General features: G+C 64.4%; 18 protein-coding genes. 17 read left to right on the top strand and 1 reads right to left on the bottom strand.

Going from position 1 to position 16,690, the window contains the following annotated elements; genetic code table 11:
• Positions 1–76: 76 nt before the first annotated feature.
• Entirely contained in the window at positions 77–310 is a 234-nt protein-coding gene (locus ACH196_RS21480) for a helix-turn-helix domain-containing protein (protein WP_396648965.1), read from the bottom strand.
• A gap of 291 nt (positions 311–601) precedes the next feature.
• Between ACH196_RS21480 and ACH196_RS21475 the strand changes: the two genes are divergently transcribed.
• The 17 genes from ACH196_RS21475 (at position 602) to ACH196_RS21395 (ending at position 16,676) form a co-directional block, all read left to right on the top strand.
• Entirely contained in the window at positions 602–880 is a 279-nt protein-coding gene (locus tag ACH196_RS21475) for a DUF2285 domain-containing protein (protein WP_396648964.1), read from the top strand.
• A 133-nt stretch (positions 881–1,013) separates the two neighbouring features.
• The gene (locus ACH196_RS21470) at positions 1,014–1,229 is read left to right on the top strand and encodes a transcriptional regulator domain-containing protein (protein WP_396648963.1); all 216 of its coding nucleotides are present in this window, start codon (positions 1,014–1,016) and stop codon (positions 1,227–1,229) included.
• On the top strand, positions 1,189–1,800 hold the full coding sequence (locus ACH196_RS21465; RefSeq protein ID WP_396648962.1) for a DUF2285 domain-containing protein: 612 nt from the start codon (positions 1,189–1,191) through the stop codon (positions 1,798–1,800). The genes ACH196_RS21470 and ACH196_RS21465 overlap by 41 nt, the downstream gene beginning before the upstream one ends.
• A gap of 122 nt (positions 1,801–1,922) precedes the next feature.
• Entirely contained in the window at positions 1,923–2,210 is a 288-nt protein-coding gene (locus ACH196_RS21460) for a helix-turn-helix transcriptional regulator (RefSeq protein WP_396648961.1), read from the top strand.
• Positions 2,211–2,223: 13 nt separating this feature from the next.
• On the top strand, positions 2,224–3,099 hold the full coding sequence (locus tag ACH196_RS21455; RefSeq protein WP_396648960.1) for a replication initiator protein A: 876 nt from the start codon (positions 2,224–2,226) through the stop codon (positions 3,097–3,099).
• Between the two features lie 402 nt (positions 3,100–3,501).
• The gene (locus tag ACH196_RS21450) at positions 3,502–4,014 is read left to right on the top strand and encodes a DUF2840 domain-containing protein (RefSeq protein WP_396648959.1); all 513 of its coding nucleotides are present in this window, start codon (positions 3,502–3,504) and stop codon (positions 4,012–4,014) included.
• A complete protein-coding gene (locus ACH196_RS21445) occupies positions 4,011–4,637 on the top strand; it encodes a S26 family signal peptidase (protein ID WP_396648958.1) in 627 nt (208 codons plus the stop codon). The genes ACH196_RS21450 and ACH196_RS21445 overlap by 4 nt, the downstream gene beginning before the upstream one ends.
• On the top strand, positions 4,603–4,929 hold the full coding sequence (locus tag ACH196_RS21440) for a DUF736 domain-containing protein (protein ID WP_396648957.1): 327 nt from the start codon (positions 4,603–4,605) through the stop codon (positions 4,927–4,929). The genes ACH196_RS21445 and ACH196_RS21440 overlap by 35 nt, the downstream gene beginning before the upstream one ends.
• Positions 4,930–5,388: 459 nt before the next feature.
• Complete coding sequence (locus tag ACH196_RS21435; RefSeq protein WP_396648956.1) at positions 5,389–6,015, top strand: lytic transglycosylase domain-containing protein; 627 nt, start codon at positions 5,389–5,391, stop codon at positions 6,013–6,015.
• Positions 6,016–6,259: 244 nt separating this feature from the next.
• Positions 6,260–7,999 carry a relaxase/mobilization nuclease domain-containing protein gene (locus ACH196_RS21430; protein ID WP_396648955.1) on the top strand — a complete coding sequence of 580 codons (1,740 nt, stop codon included), beginning with the start codon at positions 6,260–6,262 and terminating at the stop codon, positions 7,997–7,999.
• Between the two features lie 397 nt (positions 8,000–8,396).
• Positions 8,397–9,569 carry an FMNH2-dependent alkanesulfonate monooxygenase gene (gene ssuD / locus ACH196_RS21425; protein ID WP_396648954.1) on the top strand — a complete coding sequence of 391 codons (1,173 nt, stop codon included), beginning with the start codon at positions 8,397–8,399 and terminating at the stop codon, positions 9,567–9,569.
• A complete protein-coding gene (locus ACH196_RS21420) occupies positions 9,566–10,990 on the top strand; it encodes an FAD/NAD(P)-binding protein (RefSeq protein ID WP_396648953.1) in 1,425 nt (474 codons plus the stop codon). Before ssuD ends, ACH196_RS21420 begins: the two co-directional genes overlap by 4 nt.
• Positions 10,991–11,153: 163 nt before the next feature.
• A complete protein-coding gene (sfnG, locus tag ACH196_RS21415) occupies positions 11,154–12,257 on the top strand; it encodes a dimethylsulfone monooxygenase SfnG (RefSeq protein WP_396648952.1) in 1,104 nt (367 codons plus the stop codon).
• Positions 12,258–12,373: 116 nt separating this feature from the next.
• Entirely contained in the window at positions 12,374–13,297 is a 924-nt protein-coding gene (locus ACH196_RS21410) for an ABC transporter ATP-binding protein (RefSeq protein WP_396648951.1), read from the top strand.
• On the top strand, positions 13,297–14,193 hold the full coding sequence (locus tag ACH196_RS21405) for a branched-chain amino acid ABC transporter permease (RefSeq protein ID WP_396648973.1): 897 nt from the start codon (positions 13,297–13,299) through the stop codon (positions 14,191–14,193). Before ACH196_RS21410 ends, ACH196_RS21405 begins: the two co-directional genes overlap by 1 nt.
• A gap of 2 nt (positions 14,194–14,195) precedes the next feature.
• The gene (locus tag ACH196_RS21400; RefSeq protein WP_396648950.1) at positions 14,196–15,251 is read left to right on the top strand and encodes a branched-chain amino acid ABC transporter permease; all 1,056 of its coding nucleotides are present in this window, start codon (positions 14,196–14,198) and stop codon (positions 15,249–15,251) included.
• Between the two features lie 87 nt (positions 15,252–15,338).
• Positions 15,339–16,676, top strand: a complete 1,338-nt coding sequence (locus ACH196_RS21395; protein WP_396648949.1) for an ABC transporter substrate-binding protein — start codon at positions 15,339–15,341, stop codon at positions 16,674–16,676.
• The last annotated feature ends 14 nt before the right edge of the window (positions 16,677–16,690 follow it).

Genomic DNA, 16,690 nt, shown 5'->3' with positions numbered 1-16,690 from the left:
GATGCAACTGCCATCATGGTTACGACCGAAATCACTCGGCTACACACGGAACGAGAAGGGGTAGTCGAAATCGAAATCATCGCTTTCGATTCGCCGCCGTAGTTGGTCGCTTCAGCATATCGGAGGCATCGACGTCGAGCACGACGGCAAGCTTGTCGACCACATCGATCGTCGCGGCGTAGACGCTGCGCTCCAACGCGCTGACATACGTACGATCGACGTCAGCCCGATGCGCAAGCTCCTCCTGCGACAGACCGGCTGCCTGCCGGTATCGCCGCAGATTGCGCGCGAAAACCTCTCGAATCTCCATTGATCGGAGTGCATCGCCTTGTCGAGTATTCAACCACGGAGTATTCTCGACAAAGCGAGCAGCAAGGAGGGAGCATGGATTGCAATCTCATCGTCTCGGAAAGCCTGATACGCAGGTCGATGCGGGCCGTGAACGTCGCCTGTGCTGCAACGAATGCCTCGATCTGGAAAGTTAGGCATTGCTTTTATACTATAATTGGCAGGCAATCCGGTATCGTATGCTCCTTTGTCGCGATCGTCGCCCTGCCAGGTCGCTGCCTTAGTTATTGCCGCTTTGCTAATGGAGACCGCCTTGCGTCTGCCGCTGCTCGACCCTGACGTTGCCGACGAGGCGCCGACGTCTCCGATCCTGACTGGCTACGACGAGGAACGGCTGCTCACGTACCTTCGCCTTCTCCAGGCAGAAATAGACCATGCCGACTGGCGCGAGGTCGCAAGGATCGTCTTGCACATCGATCCAGAGCAAGATCCGGATCGTGCATTCCGTGCATGGGAGACTCACCTAGCGCGAGCGCACTGGATGACCAAGAAGGGCTACAGCTACCTGATCTCGGGCGGCGCGCCGCACTGACGCCTTCCGCGACAGGCCGGCTTTGCGAGTTTCGCATACCGGTTTGCTGACTCTCCGACTCCACTCTTCTCAGCCTTCACCGAAAGCTGATTCCTGAGGTCGGGCAGGGGCGATCGTGGAGAGGACGATTGCCATGTCGCAGCCGCGCGACTGGAGCGATCCAACGGACTGGGTGGACATGCTGGGCTACGAGCCCTCCGAGTTTGCCGCCGAATTCCTGCTGCGCAACGAGCAGTTCGCTGCCGAATGCAGCGCTCTGCTGGAGCGTCGCAGGCCACAGCCCGGCGAATTGATCGGCACTGCCGAATTTGCCAGACGGTGGGGATTGCGATTTCATCGTCCCGGATGACGGCTCCCTCACGCCTGAACACATCGTCTGGTCTGAGCAAGCCTCGCCGCGTGTCCTGCGCGCGACGAGGCTGGCCGACCCGAACGCTCCGAAAGCACCGGCAGTCGATCTCGCTCCCGCCGGCGACGTCTATCGCTTAGGCGATGACGCCCAAGCGCATGCGCGCTGGTCTTCAACCGGCGCACATCATCTTGTCGTCGAAAGTGCAGGCGACGCTCCCATCAACGCCGTCGTTCTGCCGCTCGATGATGCTTTCGAACTCCGCCTCGACGCTGCCCGCCACCTCTGGCGCGAGTTGAAGGGAAGACGCCCAGCGCCGGCCTATGGCGCGCTGCCGCGGCAGTCGAAAACGCGGCATATCCTTAACCTGCGTGCACACGACGGGCGACGGTCCGGCGCGCCGCAGCGACAGATCGCCGAGACGCTGTTCGCCCACACACCGATGGCGTCGCGCGACTGGCGCGATCATCCTCTGCGGCACAAGGTCCGCGCCATCCTGCGCCGCGCCGACCGCATGGTCGCCGGCGGCTATCTCGACCTGCTCTTCTATCCCGGTAAGGCCCCTCGCTGAGGTGCGCAAAAACGCACTCCCTTGTTTTTTCCCTCCCTCGGCTCTTCCGAACTTCGCCATCGTCCTCTCCACGCGCCCCGGCAGGCCAGGGCCGCACCGCCACCGCGAGGAGCAGGACGAGCATGGCGAAAGACACGGACGGGCTAAACCACCGCTACGTGCGAACCAAGGAAGCCGCCCATTTCGTCGGGCTGTGCGCTCGAACGATGGAGAAGCACCGCACCTACGGCACAGGCCCGCGCTACTGCAAGATCGGCGGCCGCGTACTCTACGATGTCGAGGACCTGCGCGAATGGATCGCCACCAGCCGGCGCTCCTCGACCAGCGACACTGACACCACCGTCATCCCTCCCGCCAAACCGCATGCAGCGCGCGCGCCGGCCTACACCGGCCGGCCGCGTGAGCGCTGATCGGAGGACGGTCATGCGCCGCCGTCAAGTTGAGGACGAACAGCTTCTGCGCTTTCGTGCGCGCACCGGCGGCATGGCGGCGCGCGACTCGCAAGACCTGATGGCCTGGCCGTTCTTCTCGCTGGCGAAGTCCCGCCGCATCACGCCCATCGACTTCCACATGGGCAACATCTCCATCCGCGTGGAGGCCACGCTCGAGCACGGCATGGCGACCATCTGGGATGCCGATATTCTCATCTGGGCAGCCAGCCAGATCGTCGATGCACGCGACAAGGGCTTGCTGACCTCACGGCTGATGGCCGCCACGCCGTATGAGATTCTCACCTTCATCCGCCGTGACGATTCAGCCCGCAGCTATGATCGGTTGAAAGCCGCTCTCGACAGGCTGCAATCCACCACGGTCGCGACCTCGATTCGGCAGCCGTCCGAGCGCCGGCGGCATCGCTTCTCGTGGATCAACGAATGGAAGGAGCGGCTGGACGGCGACGGACGGCCGCTCGGCATCGAGCTGATCCTGCCGGACTGGTTCTATGCCGGCGTGCGCGACGATGCGCTCATCCTGACGATCGACCGCGAGTATTTTGACCTCACAGGCGGTTTGGAGCGCTGGCTCTACCGGCTCGTGCGCAAGCACGGCGGGCGGCAGGCCTGGGGCTGGAGCTTCGATCTCCGCCACCTCCACCTGAAGTCCGGCACGCTCTCGCCGCTCAAGCACTTCGCCTATGACCTGCGTGAGATCGTCCGCCGCCAGCCGCTGCCCGGCTACCGGCTCGCGCTGACCGCCGACCCTGACGGGCGCCAGCGGCTGACTTTTCGCCCTGATCCGAACAATCCGAAAACCGGCGAGCCGAGCGAACATCCGACCCGCCGCCGATCAGACGATCTGTGAGGTGGCTGTGGACAGAACCGTGCTATCGGGGACCACAAAGCCCGTGCCATCGGGGACCGGATCCCCGTGCTATCGGGGACCGAAACCACCCGCGACGCCTTGCGCCGGCGGCGGTTGCGAACCCTCTAACTTTACTAACTGGCAATCCTTCGGATTCCCTCTAACGCGCCTGCCGCTTTCCACGCCCTGTGGAACCACATTGTCTCCGCGCAACCGAAAACTCGCTGCCCGTTTTCGAAAACTCCGTTCCGAAGATCCCAGAGCGCGGCAGGCTAACCCTGTGGCCTCGTTCACGGACTCGCCCCATCGCGCCGCTGGCCCACGCAGCGGGCGAATGGAGATGGCGCAGCGCATCCGCGATCGAATTGCCGACATCCTTCCTTTCAGTGACGGAGAAACATCATGACCGACCGCGGGCGAGGACGGGCCGGGGCGCAGCGGAGATTAGATCGCGATGATCTCACCCACGTCGAGCTGGTGTGGATCAAGAGGCGGATCGAGAACTACATCCGCTTCGGACACGTCGTTGCAAAACACACGATCGATCGCAACCGTCGCGTCGTCTCCTTCGAACCCGGCAGCGTCTTCGCCTTCGTGCGCTGGACGGCGAACGATTTCGGCACCATCGCCTCGCGCATCGACATCGTGCGTGCCGTCGCACGAGGCAAGCGCTGCTCGACGCTCGCCTACGTGCGGCCCGGCGCCGACATCCTGCTGACGGCCAAGGGATGGCCGAACGTCGAGAAAGTGCTGCAGGTCATCGACCAGGTCGAGGCGCTCGGCATCGATGCTGCCGATGTCGCGCCGGAATATTGGCGGCATGTGCATAGCCGTCTCGCCATCCGCGACACGCCGCGTCCCTACACGCGCCAGCGCCATGAAGCCTGGCTGCTGCGTCGCCGGACCGAGCAATGAGCGCCCGCGAAGCAATTGTCGCCGCGATGCTCGCTGGTGTCGGCCTGATCAGTGCTTCCACATGGAGCAAGCATCCGCGCTTCGTCTGGAATGCATCCGCCAGCGTGCCGATCGGGCTCTACCGCGTCGAGCCGGCCGAGCGCATCGACGTCGCTGACCTTGTTGTCGTGATGCCGCCCGAACCGCTGGCAAGCCTCCTCGCCGAGCGCGGTTACCTGCCGCGCGGCGTACCGCTGATCAAGCGCGTGCTGGCGCTTGCCGGCACCACCGTCTGCCGGCGGGGCGTGGAGATCGCTGCATACGGCATGACGTATGGCCGCGCCCGCGAGTTCGACAGCCATGGCCGCCGCCTGCCGGACCGGCAGGGCTGTGGCGTCGTCGCGGAGGGCGAGGCCTTCCTCATGAACTGGGACGCCGAGGACAGCTTCGACAGCCGTTATTTCGGTCCGCTCCCGCTCGCATCTATCGTCGGTCGTGCGGTTCCGGTCTGGACCGCCGACGACACGGATACCGCCCCCGCATCAGCCGCCGGATCGCCTGCCGGTGAGGCGAGGGCGCCCCATTCCTCAGCCACGAAAGGAGCATCCGATGAGCAAGATCGGCACCTTCACCTGCAACGATGACGGCTTCTTCGGCAACGTCCGAACACTGACCATCGACGTGAAGCTCGCCATACTTCCAGCCGAGAAATCAGACGTGGAGAGCGCACCCGACCACCGCATCTTCTGCGAAGGCCTGGAAGTGGGTGCGGCCTGGAACCGCACCGGCGAGAAGGCCGGCCGATGGCTATCGGTCGCCATCGACGATCCGTCTTTCATGCAGCCGCTGCGCGCGCGCCTTTTCGAGGCCGACGCGGAGAAGGGCACCTGGACCCTGCATTGGGACCGGCTGTCGAAGCGCGACGAGCGGGCATGAGACATGCGGCCATCGCATTCCCGTGAGCCTGATCCCTCAAACCCTTTGATCGATCGGGCACCGGTCAAACCCTTCGACCCGATCGCCTGTCGGACAGCCGTCGCGCGCAGCGTAGGTCAAGGGCGGCCGGACGCTTCCCACGGCGATCATGTCGACAACGTGCTTCCAGACGCGGGAAGCGCTTTCGGCCGGCGCAGCCTTGCCCTTGACGGAAGCGAGCACGGCGGCAGGCTGACGGTGCGTCGGGACGGCGGTTCGTGCGTCGACGTGCTCATTGTTGCCATGTTGTCGGCACGCATCGCGCTAGCGCTCGCTACATGCACGGCACACGCTGAGCCAGCAAAAGGTCCGCCATCGCGACACTCGGCAACTACTGCGGTGTTGTCCGATCCGTGGTCGGATCACATATCAGAGGCTGCGGAGCGCTTCGCAATCCCCGAGCGCTGGATCCGCGCAGTCATGCAGGCTGAGAGCGCCGGCGACGTGCATGCCGTCTCGCCGAAAGGCGCGATGGGCCTGCTGCAGATCATGCCGGCGACATGGGCGGAACTTCGCGCCAGGCACGGTCTCGGCGATGACCCTTTCAAGCCGCGCGACAACATTCTGACTGGCGCGGCTTACCTTCGCGAGATGCTGGATCGCTTCGGCAAGAAGGGTTTCCTTGCGGCATACAATGCCGGTCCGGCGCGCTACGAAGAATACCTTGCCAAAGGCCGGCCGCTGCCACGCGAGACTGTCGCCTACCTCAGAAAGCTTGCACCGATGGTCGACGGAACAGCGACTGTTCCGTCAACATCGCCTCGGCCGAGCCACCGACGGAGTGCAGCGCGCTCGCTGATCTTTGCGCATGCCGGGAGCAGCCGGAGTGTCGATCCTGTGTATGCTGATCGCAAGCCGAATGCGCCCGCAGACACGCCGCCCACTACAACGAGCTCACTCGTCTCCTCGTTGCCGGCCCGCGACTTCGTCACCGATCTCACGGCGATCGAGCCGTTGCCCGGTGACCCTTCCCACGATTCCGGAACGGGCCACAGACCGCCTGGCAACGGGCTGTTCGTGCAGCGATCGTCCGGCTTCGTACCGTGACCGATTGCTTTAGCCTCAATCGCACTCCGGCCTGCGCCGCGATGCGGATTGCGGTGGCGGGAGGGCCGCCGAGGGAACCGAGGAGGCATGGCAAGATAAAAGCGCGCGATGTGCGCGTCGGTTGGGGGGCGGATTTGTAAGGCTTTGCGCACCCACTTCGCGATGTGCGGTGGAATAGCGCGAGGTGCGCTATTGCGATTTCCTCAATCCTTTCAATGAAATCCGCAAGGTGCAGGACGCGATCATGACGAAGGACGACGATTTCCGTGTCAGACCAGGGCGAATGCGCTCGCGCAGCGCCGAGCGAGTCCGGCCGTTCATCCTTCAGGCGCTCGCGGCCGCGCAACGTGCCGGCGGTCATATCTCCCACACCGGGAAGATCACGTCCGGCCGGGGCGGAGGAGTTGGCCGCGGTCGCGTGGCCACTATTCGCGCCAATCGCCTCATCACGCGCCGCACACGCTTCTGCACTGTGAAGGCGCGTGTCGTTCGCCAGAATGGGAAGAGTGCGCCGCTCAGCCGGCATCTCGGCTACCTGCGACGCGAGGGGGTGACCAGGGACGGCGAGAATGCACTCATGTTCGGCGCGAAGACCGACGACATCGATCTCAAGGCCTTCACCGAGCGCTGCGAGGACGACCGGCACCATTTCCGCTTCATCGTCTCGCCGGAAGACGCCTTCGAGATGGCAGATCTGAAGACGTTCGCGCGAGACCTGATGGCGCAGGCCGGGCACGACCTCGGCACGAAGCTCGATTGGGTTGCCGCCGACCACTGGAACACGGACAACCCGCATGTCCACATCATTGTGCGCGGCCGGACCGATGACGGCAAGGACCTCGTGATCGATCGCGATTACATCCGACGCGGCATGCGGGATCGGGCACAGGATCTCGTCACCCAAGAGCTCGGGCCGCGCAACGACCAGGAGATCCGGCGGATGCTCGACCGCCAGATCGAGGCGGAGCGCTGGACGCAGCTCGATCGCCAGCTTCAGAACGACGCCGACCGGCACGGCGTCATCGACATCGCACCCGCACCCGACAAGCCGCCGGACGAGTATCTGACGCTCAAGGTCGGCCGGCTGCGCAAGCTCGAAAGTCTCGGACTGGCCACCGAAATCGGTCCAGGCCAATGGATCATCGCGGAAGAAGCCGAGCCGACCTTGCGGGCGTTGGGTGAGCGCGGCGACATCATCAAGCGCATCCATCGCAGTCTGGCCGAGCACGGCCTCGACCGAGGACCGGCCAGCTATGTGCTCTCCGCCGAGGAGGTCGACACGCCCGTCATCGGCCGGCTGTTGGAGCGCGGTCTTCACGACGAGCTCTCCGGCTCGGCTTATGCCATCATCGACAGCATCGACGGCCGCACCCAGCATATCCGCTTCCACAATCTCGAAGCCACGGCCGACTCCCCGCCCGGATCGATCGTCGAGCTTCGTCGCTACGAAGATGCGAAGGGCCACGATCGTGTTGTGCTCGCCGTTCGTTCCGACCTTTCCGTCGCGGAGCAGGTTCACGCCGACGGTGCGACTTGGCTCGACCGACAATTCGTCGCACGTGAGCCGGCCGAGCTTGGCGAGGGCGGCTTCGGGCGCGAGGTAAAAGAGGCTCTTGAGGCACGCGCGGAGCACCTGATCAAGGAAGGCCTTGCCAGCCGAACTGGCCAGCGAACCGTCGTCGCGCGCAACCTGATAGGAACACTCCGCGATCGTGAGATTGAAGTGCTCGGCGAACGACTCGCCAACGAGACCGGCCTGCCGTTCACCAAATCCGCGGATGGCGGCAAGGTCTCGGGGATCTATACGCGCCGCCTCTCGCTCGCGTCGGGCCGCTTTGCCATGATCGATGATGGGCTAGGCTTCCAGCTCGTGCCCTGGTCACCGTCAATGGAGAAGCACATCGACCGTCACGTCTCCGGCGTCGTACGAGCGGGTGGCGGCATCGACTGGCATCTTGGTCGGAAACGCGGGCTGGCTCTGTGACAAAGGGATCTAAGAGGGCAGAGTGGAAAAAGCGCGGGAAGCTGTCCTTGAGACGCTGATCGCGAAATGTCGTCTCTGGGGCAGCAAGCCGAATGGCAGCTCTCGTGCTACTAGACCAAGCCTAGACAACGGACAGTTGGCATGTCGTCACCAACTCGCACTTTCCCGTATCAGATTCCAGCAGGTCTGCGACACAGGCGGAAGCTCGATCGCGCCGCCGCGCTACTAAATGCGATTTAGTTCACCGAGAAAAATTCCAAAGCCCACGCGATAAAGAGAATAAACTAACTCTACAGACTCACTAGACTGATGTTGGATGATGGGATCGGGACGGCAGCGCCGTCGGCGCCCGTAGTCTCGGTCAGACCCAATCTTTCTTCACTGAGAAATCACAGACATGGCCGCCGAAATCCCCGATCGCATCAAGGTGCTGTGGTTCCTGCCCACCCATGGCGACAGCCGCTACCTTGGCACGTCCGAAGGCGGCAGGGCGGTCGATCTCGACTATCTCACCCAGGTGGCGCAGGCTGCGGACACACTTGGTTTCTATGGCGTGCTGTTGCCGACCGGCAGGTCATGCGAGGATTCCTGGGTTGTCGCCTCGGCGCTGGCGCCGCTCACGAAACGGCTGCGGTTCCTGGTCGCGGTGCGGCCCGGCCTGCAATCGCCGACGCTTGCCGCGCGCATGACGGCGACGCTCGACCGCATCTCCAACGGACGCCTGCTGATCAATGTGGTCACTGGCGGCGATCCGCTGGAGAACAAGGGCGACGGCATCTTCCTGCCGCATGCCGAGCGCTACGAGGTGACGCAGGAGTTCCTGCAGGTGTACAAGCGGCTGCTTAGCGGCGAGACGGTCGAGCACGAGGGCAGGCATTTCCACATCGAGGATGGCCGGCTTTTGTTTCCGCCGGTCCAGTCACCCTATCCGCCGCTCTATTTCGGCGGTTCTTCCGACGCCGGATCGACCGTGGCGGCGCAGGAGATCGACAAGTACCTGACCTGGGGCGAGCCGCCGGCCGATGTCGAAAGCAAGCTCAACGGCGTGCGCAAGCTCGCCGACAAGGCCGGCCGCAAGCTTTCCTTCGGCATCCGCCTGCACGTCATCGCCCGCGAAACCACCGAAGAAGCGTGGGCGGCGGCCGACAGGCTGATCAGCCGGCTAGACGATGAAACTATCGCTTCGGCGCAGAAGGTTTTTGCCCGCATGGACTCGGTCGGCCAGGCGAGGATGAGCGCGCTGCATGGCGGCGACCGATCGAAGCTCGAGATCTCACCCAACCTTTGGGCCGGCGTCGGCCTGGTGCGCGGCGGCGCCGGCACGGCACTTGTCGGGGATCCAGCCACGATCGCCGAACGCATCAACGAATACCGGCGCCTCGGCATCGATACCTTCATCCTCTCAGGCTATCCGCATCTCGAGGAAGCCTACCGGTTCGGCGAACTGGTGCTGCCGAACCTGCCGACCGATCACGCGGTCAAGGCCGCAGGCACCAATGTCAACACCGGTCCGTTCGGCGAGACCATCGCCGGCGACCATCGCCCGAAATCTCTCGCCAGCGCCTCGTGAACGCGCTGCCGCCCCGGCCGCTGCGTCACGTCGTCATTCTCGGTGGCGGCTTCACCGGTGCGGCCGTGGCCTGGCACCTTGCCCGACAGTCTGCGCGCCCCTCCGTCACCGTAGTCGAGCCGCGCCAGTTCCTGGGCGGCGGACTAGCATATTCCAGCGAGGAGCTATCACATCGCGTCAACGTCCCCGCGGCCAGGATGAGCCTGGTCCCGGACGAGCCCGAGCATTTCCTGCGCTGGCTCGACCGCGACGGTGAAGCCGACCGAGATCCGGACTCGGTCTGGCGCAATGGCGATGTCTTTCCGAGGCGGCGGGTCTTCGGCCGCTATGTCGCCGAACAGCTGACGCCCTTTGTCGAGACCGGAGCGGTCCGCCACCTCCGTGACAACGTCCGGGAGGTGACGCGCAGCAGCGACGGCAGCGGCTGGACTGTTTTCACCTCGGATCAGCCGATCTCAGCCGACGTGGTCGTTCTCGCCATGACGCATCCGTCGCCTGACGTTCCAGCGGCCCTGAAGCCGCTTGCCGATGCGCCCGGCTTCGTTGCCGATGTTTATGCCAGGAATGCACTCGCTGCGATCGCTCCGGGGGCCTCGGTTCTCATTGTCGGTTCCGGCCTGACCTCGGCCGACACCGTCGCTGAGCTCGACCGCCGCGGCCATCGCGGCCGCATCCTGGCGGTGTCGCGTCATGGACTGCGCGCGCGCGGGCATCCGGACATTCGCGGCGCGCCGTTCGGCGATTTCGTCTCGGCACCAGCCGGCACCGCTTTGGCCTTGCTCGAAAGTGTTCGTTCGACACTTGCTGTGGCAGACGCCCACGGCGTCAAGTGGCACTCGGTCTTCGACCAACTGCGGCTGCAGGGACCGGTGCTGTGGACCGCGCTTGCTCCAGATGAGCGCACCCGGCTGGTGCGCTGGCTGCGCGCCTTCTGGGACGTGCATCGCTTCAGGATCGCGCCGCAGGTCGAAGCCGTGCTCGATCGTCGTCGCGCCACAGGCACGTTCGAGAACATTGCGGCCAGTCTGGTGGCCTCGAGCCACAAAGGTGATCGCCTTGCCGTCAGCCTGCGGCGGCGTGGCCAGAGGCAGATCGAAACGCTGCAATTCGACGCCGTGATCAACACCACGGGGCCTGCGCATGGCAAGGTGCTGCAGGTCAACCCGGCGTTGCGCTCGCTTGCCGATGTCGGGTTGATCCGGGTCGACCGTCATGGGCTCGGGATAGAAACAGGGCTCGACAATCGTGCCGTCGGCCCGGACAGCGAGCCGCTTGAGGGATTGTTCGTCGCCGGCCCGCTGGCGCGCGGCACCTTCGGAGAGCTGATGGGGTTGCCGGAAGTGGCGCGCCACGCGCAGGCTGTGGCTTCGGAAATCGAAAGCCGGCTCGGCACCCTGCTGTCGATCGAGGCCGCACGCTGAAATCCGCAGCGAATGCGGGCGCGAGAAATTGGTATTTCCGTTCGGGCGCGCTCCCGAAAACGGAAAATTCTACTTTGTATATAGACTCGATAAACTAATAATTGTCGCCACGTTCGGCCACGGCCGGACCAATCATTGGGACAGGCCAAGCCGGGAGATTTTCATGCCACAGAACGATCGCGACGCAGTCAAATTCGCCTATTGGGTGCCGAACGTCTCCGGCGGGCTCGTCATCTCGAACATCGAGCAGAGGACCAATCACTCGGCCGAGTACAACCGCAAGCTGGCGCAGATCGCCGAGAAGGCCGGCTTCGACTATGCGTTGAGCCAGATCCGCTTCACTGCCGGCTACGGCGCCGATGAGCAGCATGAATCGGTGTCGTTCAGCCATGACCTGCTTGCCGCCACCACCAGCCTGAAGGTGATCGCCGCGATCCTGCCCGGCCCGTGGAATCCGGCGCTGGCCGCCAAGCAGCTCGCCACCATCAGCTACCTGACCAATGGCCGTGTCGCGATCAATCTCGTCTCCGGCTGGTTCCGCGGTGAGTTCCACGCCATCGGCGAACACTGGCTCGACCATGACGAACGCTATCGCCGCTCGGAAGAATTCATCCGCGCGCTGCGCGGAATCTGGACCGAGGACAGCTTTACCTTCCGCGGCGATTTCTACCGCTTCAACCAATATTCGCTGAAGCCGAAGCCGCTCAAGCCGCTGCCCGAGATATTCCAGGGCGGCTCGTCGCGTGCCGCCCGCGACATGGCTTCGCGTGTCTCGGACTGGTACTTCACCAACGGCAACACGCCGGCCGAGATCGCCAAGCAGGTCGACGATATCCAGGCCAAGGCCAAAGCCAACAACCATTCGGTCAAGGTCGGCGTCAACGCCTTCGCCGTCGTGCGCGAGACCGAAGAAGAGGCCAAGGCGGTGCTTGCCGAGATCATCGCCAAGGCCAATCCGGAGGCGGTCAATGCCTTCGGCCACGAGGTCAAGAACGCCGGCAAGGCCTCGCCGGAAGGCGAGGGCAACTGGGCGAAGTCGTCCTTCGACGATCTGGTGCAGTACAATGACGGCTTCCGCTCGAATCTGATCGGCACGCCGCTGCAGGTCGCCGAGCGCATCGTCGACCTGAAGCGCGCCGGCGCCGACCTGATCCTGCTCGGCTTCCTGCACTTCCAGGAAGAGGTCGAGTATTTCGGCAAGCATGTCATCCCGCTCGTCCGCGAGCTGGAAGCCGCGCAGGCGGAAACGGTTCTCGCCGCCGAATAGTCAAATCGTCACTGGCCCCAGAGGCTGGTCCGCAAAATCGCAATTGCCCTGCGCGCCCGAGCCTTCGGGCGGCAACGGGAATTTGCGCGCCAACGAGCCACCAAGGACGTTCCGGAATGCCATTCGCCAACTATGCCCTTGGAGTGGCCGAGGCTTCGGTCTACGCACCGGAAATCCTTGCGAGAGGGCTGCCGGCGAGAGACCATCAAGCGCGCGGCGACGAGCAGGGATCGGCTGACGCAGAAGCTTCCGCGCCCTTGCTCGCGCTTGAAGGCATCGGACTGTCCTTCGGCGGCGTGGTGGCGTTGGCGGATGTCGAGCTGTCGGTCTCCCCGGGCGAGATACGAGCGATCATCGGGCCGAACGGCGCCGGAAAGAGCTCGCTGATCAACGTCATCAGCGGCGTCTACCGGGCCGACCGTGGTCATGTTCGCCTCAATGGGGCGCGCTTTGCTCAGGTCCCGACGCAGAAGCTGGCGCGTCTTGGCGTCGCTCGCACCTTTCAGAACCTCGCCTTGTTCAAGGGCCTCAATGTCCTCGACAATGTCTCGTCCGGCCTTGCCTACAGGTCAAGATCCAACTTCGCAGGCCAGATCATCGGTATCGGTCGCGCGCGCCGCGAGCAGGTCGAGCAACGCGATCGCGCCGATCAGATCCTCGAATTCCTGCATCTGACCGGCGTGCGCGACCGGCTTGCCGGCACCTTGCCCTATGGCCTGCAGAAGCGGGTCGAGCTTGCCCGCGCGCTGGTCGCCGAGCCGCGCCTGTTGTTGCTCGACGAGCCGATGGCCGGCATGACTGCCGGCGAGAAAGGCGAGATGGCTACTTATGTGCGCGCCGCACGTGACCGCTTCGCCACCACCGTCGTGCTGATCGAGCACGACGTAGGGGTCGTGATGGGACTCTCGGACCGCATCGCCGTGCTCGACTACGGGCGCAAGATCGCCGATGGCACGCCCGACGAGATCAGGAACGACCAGCGCGTCATCGACGCCTATCTCGGCGTCGCCTCCGAAAATGAAGAGGGGGCAGGTATATGATCGCCGACTTCGACTACCAGTTCTTCATCGAGGTGCTGACCGGCGGCCTGCTGTCGGGCGTCATGTACTCGCTGGTCGCGATCGGCTTCGTGCTGATCTACAAGACTTCCGGGGTGCTGAATTTCGCGCAAGGGGCGCTGCTGCTCTTTGCGGCTCTGACCTTCGTCAGTCTCGTCGAGCGCGGCGTGCCGTTCGCGCTGGCGCTGGCCGTCACCTTCGCCATCATGGTGGCGCTCGGCATCGGCATCGAGCGCGCGGTGCTGCGGCCGCTGACCAACAAGCCGCCGATCACGCTGTTCATGGCGACGCTCGGCCTCTCCTACATCATCGAGGGCGCCGCGCAGCTCATCTGGGGCACGCAGGTGCACGGGCTCGAGCTCGGCATCGAGGACGTGCCGCTGGAAGTCGGCGGCGTGCTGATCAGCCAGTTCGACATCTTCGCCGCCGCGGTGGCCGCGGCCATGGTGCTGCTGCTCTCGCTGTTCTTCCGCTACACCCGCATCGGGCTGAGCTTCCGCGCCGTCGCCGACGACCAGTTCGCCGCGCTCGCCGTCGGCCTCAGGCTGCCGCTGATCTGGGCGAGCGTCTGGGCCGCGGCCGGCCTGGTCGCTTTGGTGGCCGGGCTGCTGTGGGGCGCGCGTCTCGGTGTCCAGTTCTCGCTGTCGCTGGTGGTGCTCAAGGCGCTTCCCGTGCTTGTGCTCGGCGGCTTCGATTCCATCCTCGGCGCTATCGTCGGCGGGCTCTTGATCGGCGCCAGCGAGAAACTCGCCGAGGTCTATATCGGCGACTATTTCGGCGGCGGCATCGAAAGCTGGTTCGCCTATGTCGTCGCGCTCGTCTTCCTGCTCATCCGTCCCTCCGGCCTGTTCGGCCAGAAGCTTGTCGAAAGGGTCTGACCATGAGCGCGATCACACCCGAATTGCCTGCAGCCGAATTGTCCAGGGGCGCAAGCCTGCCGAAATGGCTGGCGCCGCTCATCGTCATCGCATTCGCCTATGCGGTCGTGCCGCTCGTCGGCGGCTCCTATCTGTTCGAGGCGATCCTGCTACCGTTCCTGGCGCTGAGCCTGGCGGGCGTCGGGCTGAACATCCTCACCGGCTATGCCGGCCAGGTTTCGCTCGGCAGCGCTGCCTTCATGGCGGCAGGCGCTTTCGCCGCCTACAATTTCAACCTGCGCGTCGAAGGTCTGCCGCTCGTCGGCAGCATCATCCTGTCCGGCATCGTCGCGGCCGCCATCGGCATCGTCTTCGGCCTTCCCAGCCTGCGGCTGCGGGGCTTCTACCTGGCGGTCTCCACACTGGCCGCGCAGTTCTTCGTGCAGTGGGCGCTGACCAAGTTCAGCTGGTTCTCCAACGACTCGGCCTCGGGCGTCATCGACGCGCCCAAGCTTTTCATCGCCGGCTTCGAGTTCGAGGGCGCGGTCGGCCGCTATCTCTTCGCGCTCACCGTCGTCGTCATCCTGACCTTCCTCGCCTACCGGCTGGTCTCGTCGCAGACAGGGCGCAACTTCATCGCTATCCGTGACAACGAGACGGCGGCGCGCATCATCGGCATTCCGGTGCTGAAGACGAAGCTGCTCGCCTTCGCCATCTCGTCCTTCATCATCGGCGTCGCCGGCGTCATCTGGGCCTTCGCCTACCTCAGGACCGTCGAGCCGGCCGGCTTCAATCTCGACCGCTCGTTCCAGATCCTGTTCATCATCATCATCGGCGGCCTCGCTTCGATCCGCGGCGCGTTCCTCGGCGCGGCGCTCATCGTGGTCTTTCCGCTGGCGCTGTCGCGCCTCGGCAATTTCCTGCTCGGCGACGTGTTCGATTCCGGTGTGCTCGACATGAGCCAGCGCATCGTGCTCGGCGCCCTCATCATCCTCTTTCTGATCCTGGAACCGGACGGGCTGGTCGCCCTGTGGGACAGGGTCCGAAGACGGCTCTCGCTCGCCTGGCAATCGAACTGAGCCGGTCTCGGGGCAACACGCTCCCAGCCCATCAAACATCGGAAAATGAAACCAGGGCGATCAAAGCCCATACGGAGTACCTCAACCATGACGTTCCTCACCACAGTCAAGGCGGTCGCGCTGTCGGCGGCGCTGGCCGTGTCGGTGGCCCTGCCGGCCGCCCACGCCGACGAGCAGTATTTCCCGCTGCAGAGCTATCGCGTCGGGCCCTATGCGGCCGGCGGCACCGGCTTTTTCGGCGGCTTCATCGACTACCTCAACCTCATCAACACCCGCGACGGCGGCGTCAACGGCGTCAAGCTGACCTGGGACGAGTGCGAGACCCAGTATGAGGTCGAGCGCGGCGTCGAGTGCTACGAGCGGCAGAAGAGCCATGCCGGCGCCGCCGCCTGGAACCCGCTCTCGGTCGGCATCGCCTACGCCATGATCGACCGCATCACCTCCGACAAGGTGCCGCTGATCACGGTCAACCACGGCCGCACCGACTCCACCGACGGGCGGGTGTTCCCTTACGTCTTCCCGCTGCTGCTCAATCCCTATAGTGAGACGTCCGGCATCGTGAACTACATCGCCTCCAAGGAAGGCGGCATCGACAAGCTGAAGGGCAAGAAGATCGTCGTGCTCTATCACGGCTCGCCCTATGGCAAGGAGACCATCCCGATCTATGAGCTCTTGGCGCAGAAATACGGCTTCACCGTGCAGCAGATCGAGGTGCCGCATCCCGGCAACGAGCAGCAGTCGCAATGGCTGACGATCCGCCGCGCCAAGCCGGACTTCGTCGTCCTGCGCGGCTGGGGCGTTATGAACCCCGTCGCGCTGAAGACGGCGGTGAAGGTCGGCTATCCCGTCGACCACATCATCGGCAACGTCTGGTCCAATTCGGAAGAAGACGTCATCCCAGCCGGCGACGCGGCCAAGGGCTACACCGCCATCACCACGCAGGCTTCCGGCAACTCCTATCCGGTGGTCAAGGAGATCGTGAAGACCGTCTACGATGCCGGCAAGGGCAACCTCGAGGACAAGTCGCGCATCGGCTCGGTCTACCACAACCTCGGCATCGTCAACGGCATCCTCAATGTCGAGGCCATCCGCATCGCGCAGGAGAAGTTCGGCCATCGCACGCTGACCGGCGACGAGGTTCGCTGGGGCTTCGAGCACCTCAAGCTCGATCCGGCCAAGGTCGAGGCGCTCGGCGCCAAAGACCTGTTCCACTCTATCAACGTCAGTTGGGACAACCACGAAGGCGAAGGCTACGTGACCTTCCAGCAGTGGGACGGCAAGAAGTGGAACGTCGTCTCCGACTGGATCGCTCCTGACTGGGCGCTGCTGCGGCCGATCATCGAGAAGTCGGCCGAGGCCTATGCTGCGGAGAAGGGCATCAAGCTGCGCACCGCAGCCGATGCCGACTCGGTCGCCACCAACTGATCCACTTGAGCGGG

The sequence above is a fragment of the Mesorhizobium sp. IMUNJ 23232 genome (genome assembly GCF_044326205.1).
Lineage (GTDB): Bacteria > Pseudomonadota > Alphaproteobacteria > Rhizobiales > Rhizobiaceae > Kumtagia.
The sequence above is the reverse complement of the archived record's forward strand: the minus strand, read 5'-3'. Positions and strand labels throughout refer to the sequence as shown.

Bases quoted from the DNA above. Each gene is read 5' to 3' on its own strand.
- ACH196_RS21480 (WP_396648965.1), bottom strand. From the start codon at position 310: ATGGAGATTCGAGAGGTTTTCGCGCGCAATCTGCGGCGATACCGGCAG.
- ACH196_RS21470 (WP_396648963.1), top strand. From the start codon at position 1,014: ATGTCGCAGCCGCGCGACTGGAGCGATCCAACGGACTGGGTGGACATG.
- ACH196_RS21460 (WP_396648961.1), top strand. From the start codon at position 1,923: ATGGCGAAAGACACGGACGGGCTAAACCACCGCTACGTGCGAACCAAG.
- ACH196_RS21455 (WP_396648960.1), top strand. From the start codon at position 2,224: ATGCGCCGCCGTCAAGTTGAGGACGAACAGCTTCTGCGCTTTCGTGCG.
- ACH196_RS21450 (WP_396648959.1), top strand. From the start codon at position 3,502: ATGACCGACCGCGGGCGAGGACGGGCCGGGGCGCAGCGGAGATTAGAT.
- ACH196_RS21445 (WP_396648958.1), top strand. From the start codon at position 4,011: ATGAGCGCCCGCGAAGCAATTGTCGCCGCGATGCTCGCTGGTGTCGGC.
- ACH196_RS21440 (WP_396648957.1), top strand. From the start codon at position 4,603: ATGAGCAAGATCGGCACCTTCACCTGCAACGATGACGGCTTCTTCGGC.
- ACH196_RS21435 (WP_396648956.1), top strand. From the start codon at position 5,389: ATGCAGGCTGAGAGCGCCGGCGACGTGCATGCCGTCTCGCCGAAAGGC.
- ACH196_RS21430 (WP_396648955.1), top strand. From the start codon at position 6,260: ATGACGAAGGACGACGATTTCCGTGTCAGACCAGGGCGAATGCGCTCG.
- ssuD (WP_396648954.1), top strand. From the start codon at position 8,397: ATGGCCGCCGAAATCCCCGATCGCATCAAGGTGCTGTGGTTCCTGCCC.
- sfnG (WP_396648952.1), top strand. From the start codon at position 11,154: ATGCCACAGAACGATCGCGACGCAGTCAAATTCGCCTATTGGGTGCCG.
- ACH196_RS21410 (WP_396648951.1), top strand. From the start codon at position 12,374: ATGCCATTCGCCAACTATGCCCTTGGAGTGGCCGAGGCTTCGGTCTAC.
- ACH196_RS21400 (WP_396648950.1), top strand. From the start codon at position 14,196: ATGAGCGCGATCACACCCGAATTGCCTGCAGCCGAATTGTCCAGGGGC.
- ACH196_RS21395 (WP_396648949.1), top strand. From the start codon at position 15,339: ATGACGTTCCTCACCACAGTCAAGGCGGTCGCGCTGTCGGCGGCGCTG.